The organism is Streptomyces qaidamensis (assembly GCF_001611795.1).
In the GTDB taxonomy this organism is placed as follows: Bacteria; Actinomycetota; Actinomycetes; order Streptomycetales; family Streptomycetaceae; genus Streptomyces; species Streptomyces qaidamensis.
Map to the genome: position 1 here is coordinate 7,839,436 of NZ_CP015098.1, position 18,164 is coordinate 7,857,599.

Below are 18,164 nucleotides of genomic sequence, written 5' to 3' on the forward strand. Positions count from 1 at the left end.
AACGTAGAGGCCGCCGCCCGCGCGGCGCGTCGGCCGCGGAACCAACATTGCCCCCTCCCAGCGGATGATTCGGGCGGGGACTCCTACCTGAGGAGTAGGCCTCGGAGACACCGCCTTGATCAGACAGGTGGACGCGGACCGGTTGGCGTGCGCCTCACAATGGGCGGATGGAGACGCAGGACCGGCGCCGCCGGCTTCGCCAGCTCATCGAAGCGCTGCGCCCCGAGGCGAGGTCCGCCCCGCAGTCGAAGCGGGCGGTGCGCGTGGACGTGGTGCTGGCGGTCGTGCTGAGCGCCGTCGCACTGTACGTGGCGGTGCGGTACCCGGGTAACGGGCCGGTGGATGTGACCCCCCCCAAGATCGACGTGGGAACCGGGGTGCCGGCGCCGCCTTTGCCGGGCCCTGATCAGGCGCCCGCGGAGGAAGACGCTCCGCCCGTCCCCTGGGCGATGGTCATCCTGTCGACACTGCCGCTCGGACTGAGGCGCCGGTACCCGCTGGCCACGTTCGTGACGGTGCTGGTCGCGGCGCTGGCCATCGGCGGCTCCGCCTCCTGGATCACCGTCCTGGCCTGTGTCGTCGGCGCCTACAGCGCCGTCGTGTACAGCCGTTACCGGATACTGGCCATCGCCGTGCTGGTGATGGCCGCCGCGCTGTCCGGCTACGCGTTCCGCAACGCTGATCCCCTGCTCCCGGGCTGGTCCAGTCCGGGATTTGTGCTGCTGGTGGCCGGGATGCTGGCCAGCCTCGTCCGGTTCCTGCAACTGCGGCTGGCGTCCAGCCGGGACCGGGTCACCGCACTGCAGCAGGCGCAGGAGGAGGCCATGCGCCGGGCCGTCGCGGAGGAGCGTGCGCGCATTGCCGCCGAACTGCACGACGTCGTGACCCACAATGTCAGCGTGATGGTGATCCAGGCAGGCGCGGCCCGCAAAGTGATGGACGTGGTGCCCGAGCAGTCCAAGGAGGCGTTGTTGGCCGTCGAGGCGGGCGGCAGGGCCGCCATGGCCGAACTGCGGCACGTGATGGGGCTGTTGGCGGCTCCGGACCACGACAGACCCGACGGCCTGGAGCCACAGCCGGGGCTGGCGCAGCTCCACGCGCTGGTCGCCCGGGTACGGGCCGCCGGGACGCCCGTGAGCGTCGGGGTGTCGCTGCCGTCGGAACCGCTGCCGTCGGGGGTGGACCTCGCGGCGTACCGGGTCGTGCAGGAGGCGCTGACCAACACGATCAAGCACGCACGCGGCGCGGAGGCGTCCGTCGCCATCGGATACACCGACGACTGCCTGGAGATCGAGGTCACGGACACCGGAGGCGTGAAGGACACCCCGCCGCTGGAGAGCAACGGCCGCGGCCACATGGGACTGCGGGAGCGGCTGGCCGTGTACGACGGCGAACTGACGGCCGGTCCGACGCCGAACGGGGGCTACCGGGTCGCCGCCCGCATCCCGCGGAGCGCGGCATGAGCGGGGACCAGTCGCCGCTGCGCGCCGTCATCGCCGACGACCAGGCCCTCGTGCGCACCGGTTTCCGGATGATTCTGGCCGCGGACGGCATCGAGGTGGCGGCCGAGGCGGCCGACGGGGCCGAGGCCGTCGCAGCGGTGCGCCGCACGCGGCCCGACGTCGTCCTCATGGACATCCGGATGCCGGTGATGGACGGCATCGAGGCCACCCGGCGCATCCTCGGCGGTGACGGTCCGGCGGAGACCCGGGTCATCATCCTCACCACCTACGACCTCGACCAGTACGTCTATGCCGCGCTGACGGCCGGCGCCAGCGGCTTCCTGCTCAAGGACGTCACCCCTGAACGCCTGGTGTCCGCCTTGCGCATGGTGCAGTCCGGTGACGCTCTCCTCGCGCCGACGATCACCCGTCGGCTGATCGAGCGCTTCGCCGTGCCCGACGAACCCCAGACCGTCGCACCGCACCGCGACCTGTCCGGTCTGACCCCGCGTGAACTGGAGGTGCTCCGCCTGCTGGCCACGGGTCTCAGCAACGCCGAGTTGGCCTCCCGGCTGTTCCTGAGCCCCACCACCGTCAAGAGCCATGTCGGCCGCATCCTGTCGAAGCTGGATTTGCGCGATCGCGTCCAGGCCGTCGTCTTCGCCTACGAGACGGGTCTGATCGCCCCGGGTGGTGCAACCGACGCTGTGCCGTGACGCGCAAAGGAAACTGACGACGTCTGACGGGCTTCGGCCTCGTGCAGGCGTCCGTTCTGGTTTCCGCATCAAAAAGTGAAAGTGAAACGGAATTCTCGACTTCTCTCATACGGGTGATGCATTTATCGTGGACATATGGAAAGAACAGTGGAGTTCTATACGGTGAAGCGCGGTGACAATCTCACCAAGATCGCGTCCATGTTCCATGTGACGCTCGACCGGATTCTGGAGTGGAATCCTCAGATCGAGAATCCGGACATCCTTTTCCCCGGCCAGAAGATTCGCGTTTCCGCACCGGACATGCACGGCGAGTACGAGCCGTTCCCGGGTGCCGACTTCTTCCAGTCGTCCGTGACCAGTCCGGTCATCGAGGCCATGGGGTACCGCCTCATCGAGGAGGGCTGCTCGGCGTACGCCGGCGGACCCGACTCGCAGTGGAGCGAGGCGGACCGGAAGTCGTACTCGAAGTGGCAGCACAAACTCGGCTTCTCGGGCCACGACGCTGACGGCACCCCGGGCCGCAGGTCGTGGGACCGGCTGCACGTACCCGCTGTGTACGAGTGACCGGGACCGAGACCGACACCGCCCGTACGCGCCGCCGGATCACCAGGGGCCCGCGTGCCGGTGCGCCCCGGACCGCGTGGCGCGCACGGGCCAGGGCCCGAATCGCCTATCTGGAGGCGGAGCTGGAACACGAGAGCGCCAGACGGGATCCGGGCGACCGGACAGCGCTCATCGAGGGAATGCGAAGTCATCTGGAGAAGGCCCGCGCGGCCGCGGACGAGGATTTCGGATGGCGGAAGTTGTGGTCGGGATCGGCTGCCCGCGAGGGCGTGTGCTCGAATATCCGCAGCGCCGAGGTGTTGCTGATTCAACTGGTTTCCGGTGAGGAAATCGCGGGCCGCGCCAGTGAGGTCATGGCCCTGGTCAAGGATCATCTGGACGCGGACGACCCACGCCGGGTCCGGCTCGCCCTGCGACTGCGTCCCATCATCTCCGGCGACATCACCACGAGCGACCGGGATCTCATGGCCCGGGCGCTCGACGCCGCGTACAGCAGCCTGGACGACGAACTGGCCCGGGTGCGCAGCCTGCGCAACATCCTCTGGGTCGCGACCGTCCTCGTGCTGATCGGGGTGGTGAACCTGGCCCTCTACGGGTGGTTCTCGCCCAGTTCGCTGAGCTTGTGCTTCTCACCCCAGGGCGGCTCCGGAGACACGGTCACCGTCGTGTGTCCCACCGCTGAGTATCACAACCAGCCGGCTGACACCGACCCGAGCAGGCTGGCCGGCGCGACGGACATCCTCACCGTGGAGATCGCCGGACTGGCCGGTGCCGCCCTCACCGTCATCGCATCGCTGCGCCGCATCCGGGGCACCGACTCCCCCTACATGCTGCCCCTGGCATCGGCGGTGCTGAAGCTGCCCACGGGCGCCCTGTCGGCCTTCCTCGGACTGCTGCTGATCCGGGGCGCCTTCGTCCCCGGACTCAGCGACCTCGACAGCAGGGCGCAGGTCCTCGCCTGGGCCGCGGCCTTCGGCGCCGCACAGCACCTGGTGACGCGACTCGTGGACGACCGTGCCCAGATGACGCTGTCGGAGGTCCGCAACCCCACCGATGCCGTGATCGACCCCGAGAGAGTCGCTGCCAAGGAAGGGCCGCCGGCGTCCGCCGCCGGGTCGCCCAACGGCGCGGGACCGCACGACGAGCCGCACGGGCCCGGCGGAGACGGCGAACCGGTCCCCGACGGCGGATCACCTCACCGCCGCAGCGGTGCGTGAGCCGTCTCCGGCAGCCGCAGGGACACCACCGACGACACCAGGCGGATCACCGCGACGTACCAGGGGAACAACGCACCGTGCCGGCGCACTGCACGAGCAGCAGCACGGCGAACGAGTCGCGCAGGGCGTGCAGCGGGGCACCGCGAGCAGCGCGAAGCCCGGGCCGAAGAAGAGCAGCAGGGGGCGGCGGCCGATGGGGGTCCCCCGCGGGAGCTCGATTCGAGCGTGGGGGAAGTCCGAGAGCAGGCCGCCGAGCGGTTGCGGCAGGGCGAAGAAGGCCAGGGAGATCGTGCCCGCGAGCAGCGCGTCCGACTTCTCGGTCCCGGGGTTGAGTGAGGCCTACGTCGGCAGGTACGACGTCCACATGCAGTACGCGATGGTGCCGCCCGCCGTGATGCCGCCGATGAGGACCGACTCGCGCGGATGCCGGCGCAGCGCCTCGGACAGGCCCGGGCGCGGCCCCTGCCGCTGCTCGGCGCTGCGGGTCTCCTGCGCGCCCTGCCGGATCCAGAAGCAGACCAGGCTCAGCACGGCCCCGAGCACGAACGGCACCCGCCAGCCTCAGCCGTTCATCCGCCCGTCGTCCAGCGTGCCCACCAGCAGGGTCGCGATGCCGGAGGCGACCAGCTGCCCCACGGTCGTCGACACGTACTGGTAGTTCCCTCCCCTGCGAACGCCCGGGCACACCTGGCGTACCGGCGACTTTCACATGAGTGTCATCGGCCCCTTCCTTGTCGTTTGGTGTCCCTGAAACACTCCTTCCGCGCAGATTCCGTCACGTTCCGGCCATCCAGCACAGCAGGATGAGAGGTCTGTCCTTCATGTCCGAAGTCAATCGACGCCGTTTCCTTCAACTCGCGGGCGCCACCTCGGCCTTCAGCGCGCTGTCCGCCAGCATCCAGCGTGCGGCCGCGCTTCCGGCGAACCACCGCACGGGGTCGATCGAGGACGTCGAGCACATCGTCGTCCTGATGCAGGAGAACCGTTCCTTCGACCACTACTTCGGCACCCTGAGAGGCGTGCGCGGCTTCGGCGACCCCCGCCCGGTCACCCTCGGCAACGGCAAGCCGGTCTGGCACCAGGAGAAGGACGGCAAGGAGATCCTGCCGTTCCACCCGGACGCCGACGACCTCGGCATGCAGTTCCTGGAGGGCCTGCCGCACTCCTGGCCCGACGGCCACCAGGCCTACAACGGCGGCAGGTACGACCGGTGGGTGCCCGCCAAGGGCACCACGACCATGGCGTACCTGACCCGCGAGGACATCCCGTTCCACTACGCCCTCGCCGACTCCTTCACCGTCTGCGACGCCTACCACTGCTCGTTCATCGGCTCCACCGACCCCAACCGCTACTACATGTGGTCCGGGTACACCGGCAACGACGGCAGCGGCGGCGGCCCGGTCCTGGACAACGCCGAGCTCGGCTACGGCTGGACGACCTACCCCGAGCGCCTGGAGCAGGCCGGCATCTCCTGGAAGATCTACCAGGACATCGGCGACGGCCTCGACGCGAAGGGCTCCTGGGGCTGGATCCAGGACGCCTACCGCGGCAACTACGGCGACAACTCCCTGCTGTACTTCAACAAGTACCGGGCCGCCAAGCCCGGCGACCCCTGGTACGACAAGGCCCGCACCGGCACGAACGCCAAGGCCGGCGACGGCTACTTCGACCTGCTGCGCGCCGACGTCAAGGCCGGCAAACTGCCGCAGATCTCCTGGATCGCCGCCCCCGAGGCCTTCTCCGAGCACTCCAACTGGCCGTCGAACTACGGCGCCTGGTACATCGCCCAGGTCCTGGACGCCCTCACCTCCAACCCGGAGGTCTGGTCGAAGACCGCCCTGTTCATCACCTACGACGAGAACGACGGCTTCTTCGACCACGTGGTGCCGCCGCTGCCGCCGAAGGACGCCTCCCGGGGCCTGTCCACCGTCGACGTCTCCCTCGACCTCTTCCCGGGCGACGGCGGCAGGACGGCCGGCCCCTACGGCCTCGGCCCCCGAGTGCCGATGCTGGTCGTCTCGCCCTGGAGCAAGGGCGGCTACGTCTGCTCCGAGACCCTCGACCACACCTCGATCCTGCGGTTCATGGAGCGCCGCTTCGGCGTGCGCGAGACCAACATCTCGCCGTGGCGCCGGGCCGTCTGCGGCGACCTGACGTCCGCGTTCGACTTCTCCCGCAAGGACGCCCGCCCCGCGCCGCTGCCCGGGACCGACGAGTACGAGCCGCAGGACCGCGAGCGCCACCCCGACTACAGGCCGACCCCGCCCGCGGACCCGCGCATGCCCCGCCAGGAACGCGGCCTGCGCCGCTCCCGGCCGCTGAAGTACGCCCCGCACGTGGACGCCTCGGTCGACGCCGCGGCCGGCAGGCTCACCCTCACCTTCGCCTCGGGGGCGAAGGCGGGCGGCGCCTTCCACATCACCTCCGGCAACCGCACCGACGGTCCCTGGATGTACACCACCGAGGCCGGCAAGGCGCTCTCCGACACCTGGAACTCGGCCTACTCCGGGGGCTCCTACGACCTGACCGTGCACGGCCCGAACGGTTTCGTGCGGGTCTTCAAGGGCTCGAACAAGGCGGCCGGCTGCGAGGTCACCGCGCGCCACACCGGCGACGACATCGAGCTGACCTTCACCAACAAGGGCTCCGGCACGGCCCGCCTGAAGCTCGCGAGTGCCTACGGCGGCCGGCCCTCGACCGTCACCGTCCGCCCGGGCGCCAGGGTGTGCCGGACCGTTGATCTGGCCGGCAGCCGCCGCTGGTACGACCTGACCGTCACCGCCGAGGGCGACGCGGCGTTCCTGCGGCGGTTCGCCGGGCACGTCGAGAACGGGCGGCCGGGGGTGAGCGACCCGGCGATCATCACCGCGTAGCGGGAGTGAGGTGCCCCGGATCGTGCGGCCGGGGCACCAGCGCCGGTTCGGCCGTGGCCGAGGCGGGCTCCAGGGCCAGGACCGCGGCCACCGGATGGTCGTCGTCGACCGGGCCGGCCGCCGCAGGTGCCGCCCGGCTGAGCAGCACCACGCCCCAGGACGCCAGGCCAGCCCCGGCGAGCGCGAGCAGGACGCCCGCCGGGCCGCCCCGGAGGCGTTCGCCCAGCAGCGACAGGCCGATCACCGCGGCGGCCAGCGGGTTGGCCAGCGTCACCGTCGCGAGCGGCCCGCCCAGACCGCCCCGGTACGCCGTCTGCGACAGCAGCAGTCCGCCGGCCGCGAAGGCCGCCACGAGCAGCGCCACGCCGGCCACCTGGACGCTCAGCACCGGTCCGGTCCGGTCCGTGGCGGCCACGGTCACGGTCTGGGTGAGGGCCGAGGCGACACCGGAGGCCAGCCCGGACGCGGTCGCGTGCCGCAGTCCGGGGCGGGCGCCCGGCCGGGACAGCAGCCCGATCAACGCCGCGGTGGCACCTGCCACCGCGAGTGCCTCGGGAACGCTCAGCACATCGTCCGGCGCCGGACCGGATGCCGTGACCAGGACCGCGCCCAGGCCCAGCAGCGTCAGCGCGGTGCCCTTCCACTCGACCGCGCTCACCCGCCGTCCCGCCATCCGCGCCCCCAGGGGCACCGCCGCGACCAGGGTGAGCGCGCCGAGCGGCTGGACGACGGTCAGCGGACCGTACCGGAGGGCGACGACGTGCAGCAGCGCGGCCGACGCGTTCAGCCCGACCGACCACCACCAGGCGCCGCTGCCGAGCAGCCGCAGCGTGCCCGCACCGGGGGAGCGGGACGCGAGCCGCTCCTGGGCGACCGCGGCGGCCGCGTAGGCGACGGCGGAGACGAGGGACAGGGCGACGGCGACCAGGACGGCGTTCACCGGCCTGCTCCCACGAGTGCGTGCTCGTCCCGCTGGGCCGGTACGAGGCCGCCCTGGGCGCGCCCGGCCGTGCTGGACGTGCGGTGCGCCGAGCGAAGCGAGACGAGGGTCCCCCCGGACGGAGTCCTGGGGAGGAACACCGCGAGCGCGAGACCGAGCAGGGCCGTCGCCACGATGGCGTCGAGCAGCCAGTAGGCGACGAGCAGCCAGTAGGCGACGAGCAGGAGCTCCCGGACGAGCGGCGGTCGCGCTATCGCGTCGGACCCCGCCTGCGCAGGCTCGGTGCGGGCATTCATCCCCCGGCCCCTTCGGTGACGGTGGCGCTGTTATCGGTACGAGAGCGTACCGATACGGCAGTGTACCGATACGGCCGCGTACCGGTACACTGCCGTATCGATAGACGTACGACACACCGCCGGCCGGGAATTTCCGGCCGCCCGACGAAAGCCAGGAGCACCGCCCATGACGTCGCAGGCTGCGGACCGGCCCGAGCCGTCCGGTGTCACGCGCCGCTCCAAGATCACGCCCGAGCGTGAGCAGGAGTTCTACGACGCCGTGCTGGAGCAGCTCCGGGAGTGCGGCTACGACTCCGTCACCATGGAGGGGATCGCCGCCAGCACCCGGTGCAGCAAGTCCACGCTCTACCGCCAGTGGAAGACCAAGCCCCAGTTCGTGGCGGCGGCGCTGCGCTCCCACCGGCGGACGCGCTGCATCGACACCGGCTCGCTCGCGGACGACCTGCGTGAGGCGGCCCGCGCTGCGGGAGAGCTGTCGGGCCGGGACACCAAGCTCCTCCAGGCGCTCGCGCACGCGGCCCCTCAGGACCCGGAGTTGCAGCGCGCCCTGCGCGAGGCGCTGGTCGAGCCGGAGATCGCCGCGTTGAAGGAGATCATCCGGCGCGGGGTCGAGCGGGGAGAAGTGCCGGCCGACCACCCGGCGCTGGAGTACATCCCGGCGCAGATGTTCGGTGTTCTGCGCATCCGGCCCGTCCTGGAGGGCGAGTACGCGGACCCGGACTACCTGGTCCGGTTCGTGGAGGCCGCCGTACTGCCGGCACTGGGCCTCACCTGAGACCCGGGCCGCCGTCCGCCGGATGACCGGACGGTGACCCGACCGCGCCGACCCGTGGGGACGGGGGCGGCGCGCACCCCCCGGCCGGGTGGGGTTCCCCTGTGAGCGGCGGGGGCGCCCCACCCGGCCGACCGGTGTGCGGGTGTCCGCTCCCGGTCAGACGTCCTGACCGTTGCCGCTGCCCGTCGCCGCCTTGATGCCCTCGGTGATGTCGTCGAGCACGCTCTCCTGCTCTCCCGCGTCGACACCGAACCGGATGACGACCATCTGCTTCGCGTTCGCGGGGGAGGGGAACGCGAGCGACTCCACGATGCCGTCGGCGCCCTTGCTCGTGACGGCCTTCCAGCGGACCAGGTACCCCTTCTGCCCGGCCACCGTCACGGCCTTGGACTCCAGCACGTCGTGCGAGGTGATCCCGCCGTAGGACTTGCCGCCGTAGGACTCCTCGGCGTTCCTCCCGATGTCCGCCTTGGCGATCTCCTCGGCGGTGGCGCCCTTGGTGCCGAGGGCCAGGGCCGGTGCGGAGTAGGCGCCGCCCTTGGTGCAGGTCGAGGAGGTGTCGCCGGGGCACTTGTAGGAGTCGTCGGACGTCACCTGCGCGCCGGCCCGTGCCTGCTGGCCGTACCAGCCCTTCGGTATCGGCAGGCTGATCCCGCTCACCGCGTCGGTCACCGACCCACTTCTGATCTTCGGAGGCTCGGACTGCTCGGGCCCCGGGCTCTGCCCACCGGACCCGCCGTCGCCCCCGGACCCGCCGTCGCCCCCGGACCCGCCGTCGCCGCCGGAGCCCCCGGAGCCGCCCGGCTCGCCGAACGGCCCGCCCTGGCCCCCGGGCGCACCCGGCCCACCGGGCTGCCCCTGCGACGTGGGCGAGCCGCCCCCGCCGTCGTCCGTCAGGGCGTACACGCCCACACCGATGCTGGTGAGCACGACCACGGCCGCCGCGACGGCCGCGCCTATCCGCAGCCGCCGCCCGCGGCCGCCCGGAGGCGCGGTGGGACGGGCAGGGTAGGCGGGATACCCGGCAGCCCCCGGATAGGCGCCGCTCCCGGGATAGGCGCCGCTCCCGGGGTGCCCGTGAGTTCCCGGTTGCCCGGCGGCACCTGGACAGGGGTGCGTCCCGCTCCCCGGTTGCCCGGCAGTACCTGGATACGCGCCGCTCCCCGGTTGCCCGGTGGCACCTGAGTACCCGGCGGCGTCCGGGCCTGAGGTGCCGGTCGGCTGCCCGGTTGCCGGCGCGTCGGCGGCAGTCGGCGCCTCGGGTCCGGCCGGCTGCCCGGCTCCCTGCGCATCGCTCGGGGCCGGCTGCCCGGTTGCCGGGTTGTCGCTCCCGGCCGGCTGCCCGGCCTCCGGTGTCCCGGCCCCGGACGGTGTCCTGGCGGGAGCGGCCGGACGGCCCGCCGGACCGGCCGGGGGACCCCAGGCCGCGAGCGGCTGTACCGGACGGACGCGGTCCGTCCAGGCCTTGCCGTCCCACCAGCGCTCGGTGGCGGGCCCGTCACTTGTCTGTCCGGGGTCGGGGTACCACCCGGGAGGAGTCTCCTGCGTCATGCCCCCACCGTATGAGGCGTCGGTGAAAGAGGCATGAGAGGACCCGGAACCGGCTGTTCCAGGGGCAGCCGTGCCGGGGCCGCGCCACAGCACGACGGCGATGGGCGCAGACGCCGCAGACGCCGTCCGGCTATGGCTGAATGAACGTCATATCCCGTGACTTCGCCCGCCGTTGACCGGAATGCGGCTGGTGACGGGCCAGGCGCGTCGCCCGGCCGCACCCGGTGTCACCCGTCACGGCAAGAGGTGCCCCGACCACCCTCCACTTGGGCAATCGGACGGCTACGCTCGATGTCTGTACGTCGTTCGGGCGACTTGGGGAGGTAGCGGGATGACGGAGGTACGGCCCACGGCCGCCGCCTCGGCTTCCCTGTGGGAGCGCGACGAGGAGATCGCCGCCGTCACACGGGCGGTCGAGACCCTGTGCACGGACCGTTCCTCGCCCGGCGGACTGCTGGTCTTCCGCGCCGAGGCCGGCCTCGGCAAGACCGCCCTGCTGGCCGAAACCCGCCGCATCGCCGAGGCCCGCGGCTGCACGGTCTGGTCGGCGCGCGGCGGCGAGACCCTCAGGTCGGTCCCCTTCAACGTGGTACGGCAACTCCTGCAGCCGGCCCTGGTGTCGATGCTGCCGGAGGAGGCCCGCGAGTACCTCGGCGACTGGTACGACATCGCCGGCCCCGCCCTCGGCATCGCGGAACCCGGCGACCGGCAGGCCGACCCGCAGGGCGTGTGCGACGGCCTGGTCGCGGCCGTGCGCCGGCTCGCCCGCCGGGACTGGCCGCTGGTGCTGCTGATCGACGACGCCCACTGGGCGGACCAGGAGACCCTGCACTGGCTCGCGGGGTTCGCCGAGCGCATCGACGAGATCTCCGTCCTGGTCGTCGTCACCCGCCGCCCCGAGGAGGTCTCCGGCGCGAGCGCCCGCCACCTCGACACCGTAGCCGCAGCCGCGGACGCCCCCGTGACGACGCTGAGCGCCCTCACCCCGGACGCCACGGCCGGGCTCACCCGCGCCTCCCTGGGGGAACACGCCGACGCCGCGTTCTGCCGCGAGGTCTGGGCCGTCACCGCCGGCAACCCCTACGAGACCGTCGAACTCCTCGCCAAGGTGCAGGACACCGAACTCGAACCGGTCGAGGCCCGGGCCGGCGAACTGCGCGAGCTGAACCGCTCCGCCCGCGGCGGCGGCCTCGTCGCCCGCCTGGAGGAACTCGGCATCGACGCCACCCGGTTCGCCTGGGCCGCCGCCATCCTCGGCACCGACATCTCCACCGACCTGGTCGCCAAGCTCGCCACGCTGCGCCCGGACGACGCCCGCCGCTGCGCCGAACTGCTGCGCACCGCCCGCATCCTCACCGCGCCCGACCCCGCGACCGGCCGCAGCGCCGACGGCGACCTGGAGTTCGTCCACCCGCTGATCGCGTCCGCCGTCTACAACTCCATCCCCGACGCCCTGCGCACCGCCATGCACGGCATAGCCGCCCGGATCGTCGCCGACGAGGGACACGGCGCCGCGGCCGCCGCCCGCCACCTCCTGGAGGTCCACCCGGACGACGACGAGGAACTCGTCGGGCAACTGCGCGAGGCCGCCCGCGAGCACCTCGCCGTCGGCGCCCCCGACGCGGCCCGCCGCTGCCTGGAGCGCGCCCTGAAGGAACCGCCCCGGCCCGAGTCGCACCCGCAGGTGCTGTACGAACTGGCCGAGGCCACCTTCCTCACCGCGCCCGCCCGCACCATCGGCCATCTGCGGACCGCGCTCGGCATGCCCGGCCTCCGCGGCGGCCAGCGGGTCGACGCCGTCTTCCGCCTCTCCCAGGCGCTGCTCCACAACGACCAGCTGGAGGAGGCCGTCCGCACGGTCGAGGCGGAGGCCGCCCGGCTCCGGCCGGGCCCCGACCGGATGCGGCTGCAGGCCGCGCAGTTCATGTGGGAGGGGCTGCACGCCGGCGAGGCCGCCTCACCCGGCCGCTCCCAGCGGCTCGCCGACCTCGCCCGCCCCTGCACCGGCCGGGACAACTCCGAACGGGCCCTGCTCATCCTGCGCGGCTTCGACGCCCTCATGCACGGCGAGAACGCCGAGGAGGTCGCCGAGCTGTGCGACCGCGCCCTCGTCAACGGCCGCCTCGCCCCCGGACTCGGCTGGACCGACACCGAGTGGGGCATCGAACTGCTGCTGATGCTGGCCAACGCTTACGGCTTCACCGACCGCCTCGACCGCGCCGAGACCCTCTACAACGAAGCGCTGCGCGCCTACGAGACGGCCGGCTGGAGCGGCGGCCACCTCGCCCTGGCCCACGCCTACGTCGGGATCGGCCACCGCAGGCGGGGCCGTCTGAAGGAGGCGGAGGCGTCCCTGCGCGAGTCGCTGCGCCTCGCCGAGCGCGTCGGCCGCGGCCTGCCCCTGTACTGGTCCGCGACCTGCAGCCTCGTCGACACCCTGCTCGCCCGCGGCCATGTCGAGCAGGCCTGGGAGGTCGCCGAGGAGCACGGCTTCGCCCCGCCCTACCCGTCCACCATCGTCCTGCCCGATCCCCGTTCGGTGCGCGGCCGGCTGCTGCTGGCCGTCGGCCGCACCAAGGAAGGCATCAACGAACTGGAGGCCGCGGAGAAGGCGGCGGCGGCCCGCGGCCACCACAACCCGGTGCTCGTCCCCTGGGCGGCCGACCTCGCCCGCGCCCTCAGCACCGAGGATCCGGCCCGCGCCGCCCGGCTCGCCGTCGACGTCCGCCGCCAGGCGGAGCGCTTCGGCACGGACACGGCGATAGGGGAAGCCCTGCGCTGCGCCGCCGACCTGGAGACCGGCCAGCGAGCGGTCCGGCTCTACGCCCAGGCGGTCACGTACCTGGAGGCCTCGCCCTGCCAGTACGAACACGCGGCGGCCCGCATCGAGTTCGGCATCGCCGCCCGCTCGGCGGCCGACCTGCACCGCGGCCTGGACCTGGCGGTCTCCTGCGGGGCCGACGGGCTGGCCGACCGGGCGCGCGCCGCCCTCAACGCCGGTGTCGGACCGGCGTAGGTCAGGCGCGGAGCAACTGGTCGGTCACCGCGGCGAGGCGTTCGCGCACCCCGCGGTCGTACGCCGCCTCGTGCGCCCGAGCGGGACGGGTGCCGTCGAAGTAGCGGCCCGAGCCCAGGTCCCGGGTGGCCAGCGCGATCACGCCCGGTGCGCCGTCGGCGACCGTGTGCCGGGGCGTGAAGCCGCCCTCGCGGACCATCGCGGTGTCCATGTGGGTCGCGGGGTGCAGCACGTTCACGGCGACGCCGCTGCCGGCGAGCTCCTCGGCGAGGGTGAAGCTGTGGGCGGCGAGCGCGAACTTGCTGCGGCAGTAGGCCGACAGGCCGCTGTAGCGGCGGGTGAGTTCCGGGTCCGTGAAGTCGATCGGCTCCTGTCCGGCCGAGCCGACGTCGACGATCCGGGCGGGGGCGCCGGCTCGCAGGACCGGCAACAGGGCGCCGGTCAGCGCCACCGGCGCCAGATAGTTGACCGCCAGCCGCAGTTCGTGGCCGTCGGCGCTCGCCTCGCGCCCGGAGCCGGGCGGCCCGGCGCCCAGGCCCGCGTTGTTGATCAGCACGTCCAGTTCGGCATGCGCGCCGCCGACATGCGCCGCCAGCTCCCGCACCTGCGCCAGAGACGCGAGATCGGCGACGAACCCCTCGGCGTCGCCCTCGGCCCGCAGCTCCTCGACGAGCCGCCGCGTCCGGTCCCCGTCCCTGCCGTGGACGAGGACGGTGTGCCCGGCGCGGACCAGCTCGAAGGCGAGGTGGCGGCCGAGGCCCGAGGTGGCGCCGGTGAGCAGCATGGTGGACATGCCCCCACGGTAGGCACGGGACACAGACGGGTGCGAGACCTGGCCGTGCCTAGGACCGGCAGAGTCACCCTGCGGCCCTGAGGGGTCCTTTCACCGTGCCCGTCCGGGTCGCGCGGCCTGATCGGACGCCCATGGTGAAAGGACACCTAAGAGGTGCCGTCCTCCTCGGCCAGCACCCGCTGGGCCGTCGCGAACGCCGAGTTCGCCGCCGGCACCCCGCAGTACACCGCCGTCTGGAGCAGCACCGCCCCGATCTCCTCCGGGGTGAGACCGTTGCGGCGGGCCGCGCGGACGTGCATGGCCAGCTCGTCGTAGTGGCCATGCGCGACCAGGGCGGTGAGCGTGATCATGCTGCGCTCGCGGCGCGAGAGGGTCGGGTCGGTCCAGATCTCACCCCAGGCGTAGCGCGAGATGAAGTCCTGGAAGCGGGCCGTGAACGGTGTCTGCCGGTCCTGCGCCCGGTCGACGTGGGCGTCGCCGAGTACCTCGCGCCGTACCGCCATGCCCCGGGAGGCGCCCTGGCCGAAGTGGGCGCGCAGGGCCGTCAGCACCGCCTCCGGGCACTGCGCGGGCGCCAGGTGCGAGGCGCCCGGCAGCTCGACGAGCGTGGCGCCCGGCACGGCGTCGGCGATCTCCCGCAGATGCGCGGGCGGCGTCGCGGGATCATCGCGGCCGGCGATCAGCAGGGCCGGCACGGCGATCTCCGCGAGCCGGTCCCGCAGGTCGAAGGCGGCGAGCGCGTCACAGCAGGCGGCGTACGCCTCGGGGTCGGCGTCCCGGTGGTCCCGGACCAGGCGCGGCACGGTGAAGTCACCGGCGAACCAGCGCGCGTCGGCGTTCTCCGCCAGCCCGGCGAGCCCCTCCCGTCGTACCAGCGCGGCCCGCTCCTCCCACGGCCTGGAACCGTTGAAGTGCGCCGACGAGCAGATCACGGCCAGGGACGACAGCCGCCGTGGATGGTGCACCGCGAGATGCAGCCCCACGGCCCCGCCCAGCGACACGCCCGCGTACGCGAACCGCTCGATGCCGAGCGAGTCGGCGAGCGCCAGTACCAGCCCGGCCAGGTCGCCGACCGTCGCGCCCGCCGTGATGAGGCCGGCCGCCGAACCGCCGTGCCCCGGCAGGTCCCAGCAGACCACCCGATGGCTGATCGACAGCTCGGGCGCCACCTCGTCCCACAGGGCGTACGACGTGCCGAGCGAGGGGCCGAGCAGCAGCGGGGGAGCGGAGGAGGGGCCTTCGGCACGGTGGTTCAGGAGGGTCAACGTCGCTCCAGGGCACGGTCGGTGAGGGCCCCGGCGGAGCCCGTGTAGTGGGTCGGGTCGAGGTCGACGTCCGCCAGCTCCGGCGCCTCCGCGAGCGGGCGCCCCTCCGCGGCCAGCCGCGTGAGGAGTTCCCTGGCGCGGGCGCGGCCCAGCAGCGGGGCCAGCTCGGCGGACAGCCGCTCGGAGACGACCAACCCGTGGGTGAGGTCCAGGTGTTCCCGCATGGCCTCGGGCCTGACCCGCAGTCCCTCCGCCAGTTCGGCGGCGTCCCGGGCGGCCCCGCCGACCAGCCGCAGGAGATCTCGCAGCGGCTCCCACTCGGCGTGCCAGGCCCCGGCCGGACGCTCGTCCTCGGCGGCCATGGACCCGTACAGCGTGGCCGCGAGCTGCGGTGCCCGCCGCGCGGCGGAGGCGATCAGGGTGGACCGTACGGGATTGGATTTGTGCGGCATGGCGGACGAGCCCCCGCCGCTGCCCTCCGCGACCTCGGCGATCTCGGTGCGCGACAGGGTCAGGACGTCCACGGCGACCTTGCCGAGCGCACCGGCGGCGAAGGCCAGGCACCCGGCGAGATCGCCGATCGGCGTCCGCAGGGTGTGCCAGGGCAGATCGGGCGCCCGCAGCCCCAGTTCCCCGGCGTACGCCTCCGGCAGCGCGGCCGGATCGCTCCCGCCGTACGCCCCGAAGGCCGCCAGCGTCCCTGCCGCACCGCCGAGTTGGGCGGGCAATGACTCCCGGACGGCCCGCACCCGGTCCCGCGCGTCCAGCACCAGCGACCGCCACCCGGCCGCCTTCAGACCGAACGTGGTCGGTACGGCGTGCTGGGTGAGGGTCCGCCCCGGCATCGCGGTGTCGCGGTGCTCGGCGGCCAGCCGGGCGAGGGCCTGTTCGGTACGGCCGAGGTCGGCGAGGACCGGGCCGAGGGCCCGGGAGGCGACCAGCATCGTCGCCGTGTCCAGGATGTCCTGGCTGGTCGCGCCCCGGTGCACGTAGGGGCCGTACGGGTCGCCGACGGCCTTCGTGAGATCCGCGACCAGCGGGATGACGGGATTGCCGCCCGCCCGGGCCCGCCCGGCGAGGGATTCCGCGTCGAAGGCGCCGCCGGCCGCCTCGGTCACCGCAGTCGCCGCCTCGGCCGGGGCGAGCCCCAGGGCGGCCTGCGCGCGGGTCAGCGCGGCCTCCGCGTCCAGCAGCGCCCGCAGATACGCGGGGTCGCCGGTGGCCGCCGCTGCCGCCGAACCGGACCACCCGGGGGCGAGCAGGCCGGTGTCACCAGAGGGAGATGTCACTGGAACTCCAGGAAGACCGTCTCGCCTTCGCCCTGAAGGCGGATGTCGAAACGGTACGTGCCGTCCCTCTCCTCCGCGGCGATCAGCGTGTCGCGGCGAGCGTCCTCCAGCCCGGACAGCAGCGGATCGGCGCCGAGCACCGCCGCGTCGCCGGGCAGGTAGATCCGGGTGTACAGGTGCACGAGCAGCCCCCGCGCGAACACGCACACGCTGAGGTACGGGGCGTTCCGCCCGCGGGCGCCGGGCCGCAGCGTCCGCGCGTACCAGTGGCCGTTCGCGTCGGTCTGGATCCGCCCCCAGCCGGTGAACTCCACGCCGTTGCGCCCGAGGAAGCCGCCCGAGGCCGGGTCACGCCGCATCGAGCCGTCGGCCGTCGGCAGGTTGCCGTCGGGGTCCGGGCCCCACAGCTCGATCAGGGCGTCCGGCAACGGGTTGCCCTCGCCGTCGGTGACGTAGCCGTGCAAGGTGACGGCGTCCGGGTGTCCGAGGGGCGCGATGTCCTCGCCCCCGCAGAACGGCAGGGCGTGGCCGTAGAACGGGCCGACGGTGTGCGAGGGAGTGGGCAGCACGCTGTCCGGCCGGCTGGTGTCGATCCTCGTCATGGCTGGTCAGCGCCCTTCCTCGATCCAGGTGGCCCGCGGGCCGTCCAGCACGATGTCCCAGTGGTAGCCCATCGAGAACTCCGGCACCGACAGGCTGTGGTCGTACGTCGCGACCAGCCGCTGCCGGGCCGCGTCGTCCGTCACGGACTGGATGATCGGGTCGTAGGGGAACAGCGGGTCGCTCGGGAAGTACATCTGCGTCACGAGCCGCTGGGTGAACGCCGTGCCGAACAGCGAGAAGTGGATGTGCGCCGGCCGCCAGGCGTTGACGTGCTGGCGCCACGGGTACGGGCCCGGCTGGACGGTGGTGAAGCGGTACCGGCCGTCGTCGTCGGTGAGCGTGCGCCCCACACCGGTGAAGTTGGGGTCCAGCGGGGCGTCGTGCTGCTCGCGCTGGTGGGCGTAGCGGCCCGCCGAGTTGGCCTGCCAGATCTCCACGAGCTGACCGCGCACGGGGCGGCCGTCGCGGTCCAGGAGCCGCCCGGAGACGGTGATGCGCTCACCGATCGGCTCCCCGGCGTGCTGCCGGGTGAGGTCGTTGTCGATGTCGGTGATGTCCCGCTCCCCGAAGGCGGGGGAGAACAGCTCCACCAGCTCCGGGTCCTTGCCGGCGTCGATCGTGACCGGCGGCTGCTTGGGGTGCCGGAGCACCGAGGAGCGGTACGGCGCGTAGTCGCGCCGGGGCTGGTGCTCGACGGGCCCGCCGTCGGCGAGGCGCTTGTCGTACGCGGCGTGCTTGGCCGCGATCTCCTGGTCGATGTCGTACTGCGTGAGAGTCATGGGGGTCCCTGAAAGGTTTGGCCGGTTGTCGTCGACAGGGGGAGG

At 73.0% G+C, this 18,164-nt stretch carries 14 protein-coding genes and 3 pseudogenes; 7 read left to right on the top strand and 10 right to left on the bottom strand.

The genetic code is table 11. The annotated features are described in order from the left end of the window. The first annotated feature begins 167 nt into the window (after nucleotides 1-167). From A4E84_RS34370 to A4E84_RS34385, 4 genes are all read left to right on the top strand, one after another. Complete coding sequence (locus A4E84_RS34370; protein WP_062930277.1) at nucleotides 168-1,463, top strand: sensor histidine kinase; 1,296 nt, start codon at nucleotides 168-170, stop codon at nucleotides 1,461-1,463. Continuing rightward, the gene (locus A4E84_RS34375) at nucleotides 1,460-2,158 is read left to right on the top strand and encodes a response regulator (RefSeq protein WP_062930278.1); all 699 of its coding nucleotides are present in this window, start codon (nucleotides 1,460-1,462) and stop codon (nucleotides 2,156-2,158) included. The genes A4E84_RS34370 and A4E84_RS34375 overlap by 4 nt, the downstream gene beginning before the upstream one ends. A 135-nt stretch (nucleotides 2,159-2,293) precedes the next feature. Continuing rightward, on the top strand, nucleotides 2,294-2,722 hold the full coding sequence (locus A4E84_RS45875) for a peptidoglycan-binding protein (protein ID WP_079129223.1): 429 nt from the start codon (nucleotides 2,294-2,296) through the stop codon (nucleotides 2,720-2,722). Further along, nucleotides 2,719-3,939, top strand: coding sequence for a hypothetical protein (locus A4E84_RS34385; RefSeq protein WP_237305042.1), 1,221 nt, complete (start codon nucleotides 2,719-2,721; stop codon nucleotides 3,937-3,939). The genes A4E84_RS45875 and A4E84_RS34385 overlap by 4 nt, the downstream gene beginning before the upstream one ends. On the opposite strand, the pseudogene A4E84_RS41540 reads toward A4E84_RS34385, so the two are convergent. After that, nucleotides 3,918-4,635, bottom strand: a pseudogene (locus tag A4E84_RS41540) (MFS transporter); the annotation flags it as partial. The gene A4E84_RS34385 and the pseudogene A4E84_RS41540 sit on opposite strands and share 22 nt — an antisense overlap. A 125-nt stretch (nucleotides 4,636-4,760) precedes the next feature. On the opposite strand from A4E84_RS41540, the gene A4E84_RS34395 reads away from it, so the two are divergent. Continuing rightward, nucleotides 4,761-6,812, top strand: coding sequence for a phosphocholine-specific phospholipase C (locus A4E84_RS34395; protein WP_062930281.1), 2,052 nt, complete (start codon nucleotides 4,761-4,763; stop codon nucleotides 6,810-6,812). On the opposite strand, the gene A4E84_RS34400 is transcribed toward A4E84_RS34395, so the two are convergent. Beyond that, nucleotides 6,802-7,752, bottom strand: coding sequence for a DMT family protein (locus A4E84_RS34400; protein WP_062930282.1), 951 nt, complete (start codon nucleotides 7,750-7,752; stop codon nucleotides 6,802-6,804). The genes A4E84_RS34395 and A4E84_RS34400 overlap by 11 nt on opposite strands. 197 nt (nucleotides 7,753-7,949) lie before the next feature. Beyond that, nucleotides 7,950-8,048, bottom strand: a pseudogene (locus tag A4E84_RS45880) (inositol phosphorylceramide synthase); the annotation flags it as partial. A gap of 166 nt (nucleotides 8,049-8,214) precedes the next feature. On the opposite strand from A4E84_RS45880, the gene A4E84_RS34410 reads away from it, so the two are divergent. Next, nucleotides 8,215-8,823, top strand: coding sequence for a TetR/AcrR family transcriptional regulator (locus tag A4E84_RS34410; RefSeq protein ID WP_062930284.1), 609 nt, complete (start codon nucleotides 8,215-8,217; stop codon nucleotides 8,821-8,823). Between the two features lie 156 nt (nucleotides 8,824-8,979). Here the strand turns inward: A4E84_RS34410 and A4E84_RS45885 are convergent, their stop codons facing one another. Together A4E84_RS45885 and A4E84_RS45960 are read right to left on the bottom strand one after the other, a co-directional pair. Continuing rightward, nucleotides 8,980-9,753, bottom strand: coding sequence for a hypothetical protein (locus A4E84_RS45885; RefSeq protein ID WP_418082275.1), 774 nt, complete (start codon nucleotides 9,751-9,753; stop codon nucleotides 8,980-8,982). Between the two features lie 540 nt (nucleotides 9,754-10,293). Next, nucleotides 10,294-10,374 (bottom strand): annotated as a pseudogene (locus A4E84_RS45960) (DUF2510 domain-containing protein); the annotation flags it as partial. A gap of 331 nt (nucleotides 10,375-10,705) precedes the next feature. Between A4E84_RS45960 and A4E84_RS34420 the strand changes: the two are divergent. Further along, complete coding sequence (locus tag A4E84_RS34420; RefSeq protein WP_062930285.1) at nucleotides 10,706-13,390, top strand: ATP-binding protein; 2,685 nt, start codon at nucleotides 10,706-10,708, stop codon at nucleotides 13,388-13,390. 1 nt (nucleotide 13,391) lies between these two features. Here A4E84_RS34420 and A4E84_RS34425 read toward each other — a convergent pair whose 3' ends face one another. The 5 genes from A4E84_RS34425 to pcaH all read right to left on the bottom strand — a co-directional run bounded on the left by A4E84_RS34425 (nucleotide 13,392) and on the right by pcaH (nucleotide 18,119). Then, entirely contained in the window at nucleotides 13,392-14,183 is a 792-nt protein-coding gene (locus A4E84_RS34425) for an SDR family NAD(P)-dependent oxidoreductase (protein WP_062930286.1), read from the bottom strand. A gap of 146 nt (nucleotides 14,184-14,329) precedes the next feature. Further along, the gene (pcaDC, locus tag A4E84_RS34430) at nucleotides 14,330-15,448 is read right to left on the bottom strand and encodes a bifunctional 3-oxoadipate enol-lactonase/4-carboxymuconolactone decarboxylase PcaDC (protein ID WP_062930287.1); all 1,119 of its coding nucleotides are present in this window, start codon (nucleotides 15,446-15,448) and stop codon (nucleotides 14,330-14,332) included. After that, a complete protein-coding gene (pcaB, locus tag A4E84_RS34435) occupies nucleotides 15,445-16,737 on the bottom strand; it encodes a 3-carboxy-cis,cis-muconate cycloisomerase (RefSeq protein WP_062930288.1) in 1,293 nt (430 codons plus the stop codon). The genes pcaDC and pcaB overlap by 4 nt, the downstream gene beginning before the upstream one ends. Beyond that, a complete protein-coding gene (gene pcaG, locus A4E84_RS34440; RefSeq protein WP_062930289.1) occupies nucleotides 16,734-17,339 on the bottom strand; it encodes a protocatechuate 3,4-dioxygenase subunit alpha in 606 nt (201 codons plus the stop codon). Before pcaG ends, pcaB begins: the two co-directional genes overlap by 4 nt. 6 nt (nucleotides 17,340-17,345) lie before the next feature. Further along, nucleotides 17,346-18,119, bottom strand: a complete 774-nt coding sequence (gene pcaH, locus A4E84_RS34445; protein ID WP_062930290.1) for a protocatechuate 3,4-dioxygenase subunit beta — start codon at nucleotides 18,117-18,119, stop codon at nucleotides 17,346-17,348. Between the last annotated feature and the right edge of the window lie 45 nt (nucleotides 18,120-18,164).

Coding starts and splice junctions, on each gene's coding strand:
- A4E84_RS34370 (WP_062930277.1), top strand. CDS start 168: ATGGAGACGCAGGACCGGCGCCGCCGGCTTCGCCAGCTCATCGAAGCG.
- A4E84_RS34375 (WP_062930278.1), top strand. CDS start 1,460: ATGAGCGGGGACCAGTCGCCGCTGCGCGCCGTCATCGCCGACGACCAG.
- A4E84_RS45875 (WP_079129223.1), top strand. CDS start 2,294: ATGGAAAGAACAGTGGAGTTCTATACGGTGAAGCGCGGTGACAATCTC.
- A4E84_RS34395 (WP_062930281.1), top strand. CDS start 4,761: ATGTCCGAAGTCAATCGACGCCGTTTCCTTCAACTCGCGGGCGCCACC.
- A4E84_RS34410 (WP_062930284.1), top strand. CDS start 8,215: ATGACGTCGCAGGCTGCGGACCGGCCCGAGCCGTCCGGTGTCACGCGC.
- A4E84_RS34420 (WP_062930285.1), top strand. CDS start 10,706: ATGACGGAGGTACGGCCCACGGCCGCCGCCTCGGCTTCCCTGTGGGAG.
- A4E84_RS34425 (WP_062930286.1), bottom strand. CDS start 14,183: ATGTCCACCATGCTGCTCACCGGCGCCACCTCGGGCCTCGGCCGCCAC.
- pcaG (WP_062930289.1), bottom strand. CDS start 17,339: ATGACGAGGATCGACACCAGCCGGCCGGACAGCGTGCTGCCCACTCCC.
- pcaH (WP_062930290.1), bottom strand. CDS start 18,119: ATGACTCTCACGCAGTACGACATCGACCAGGAGATCGCGGCCAAGCAC.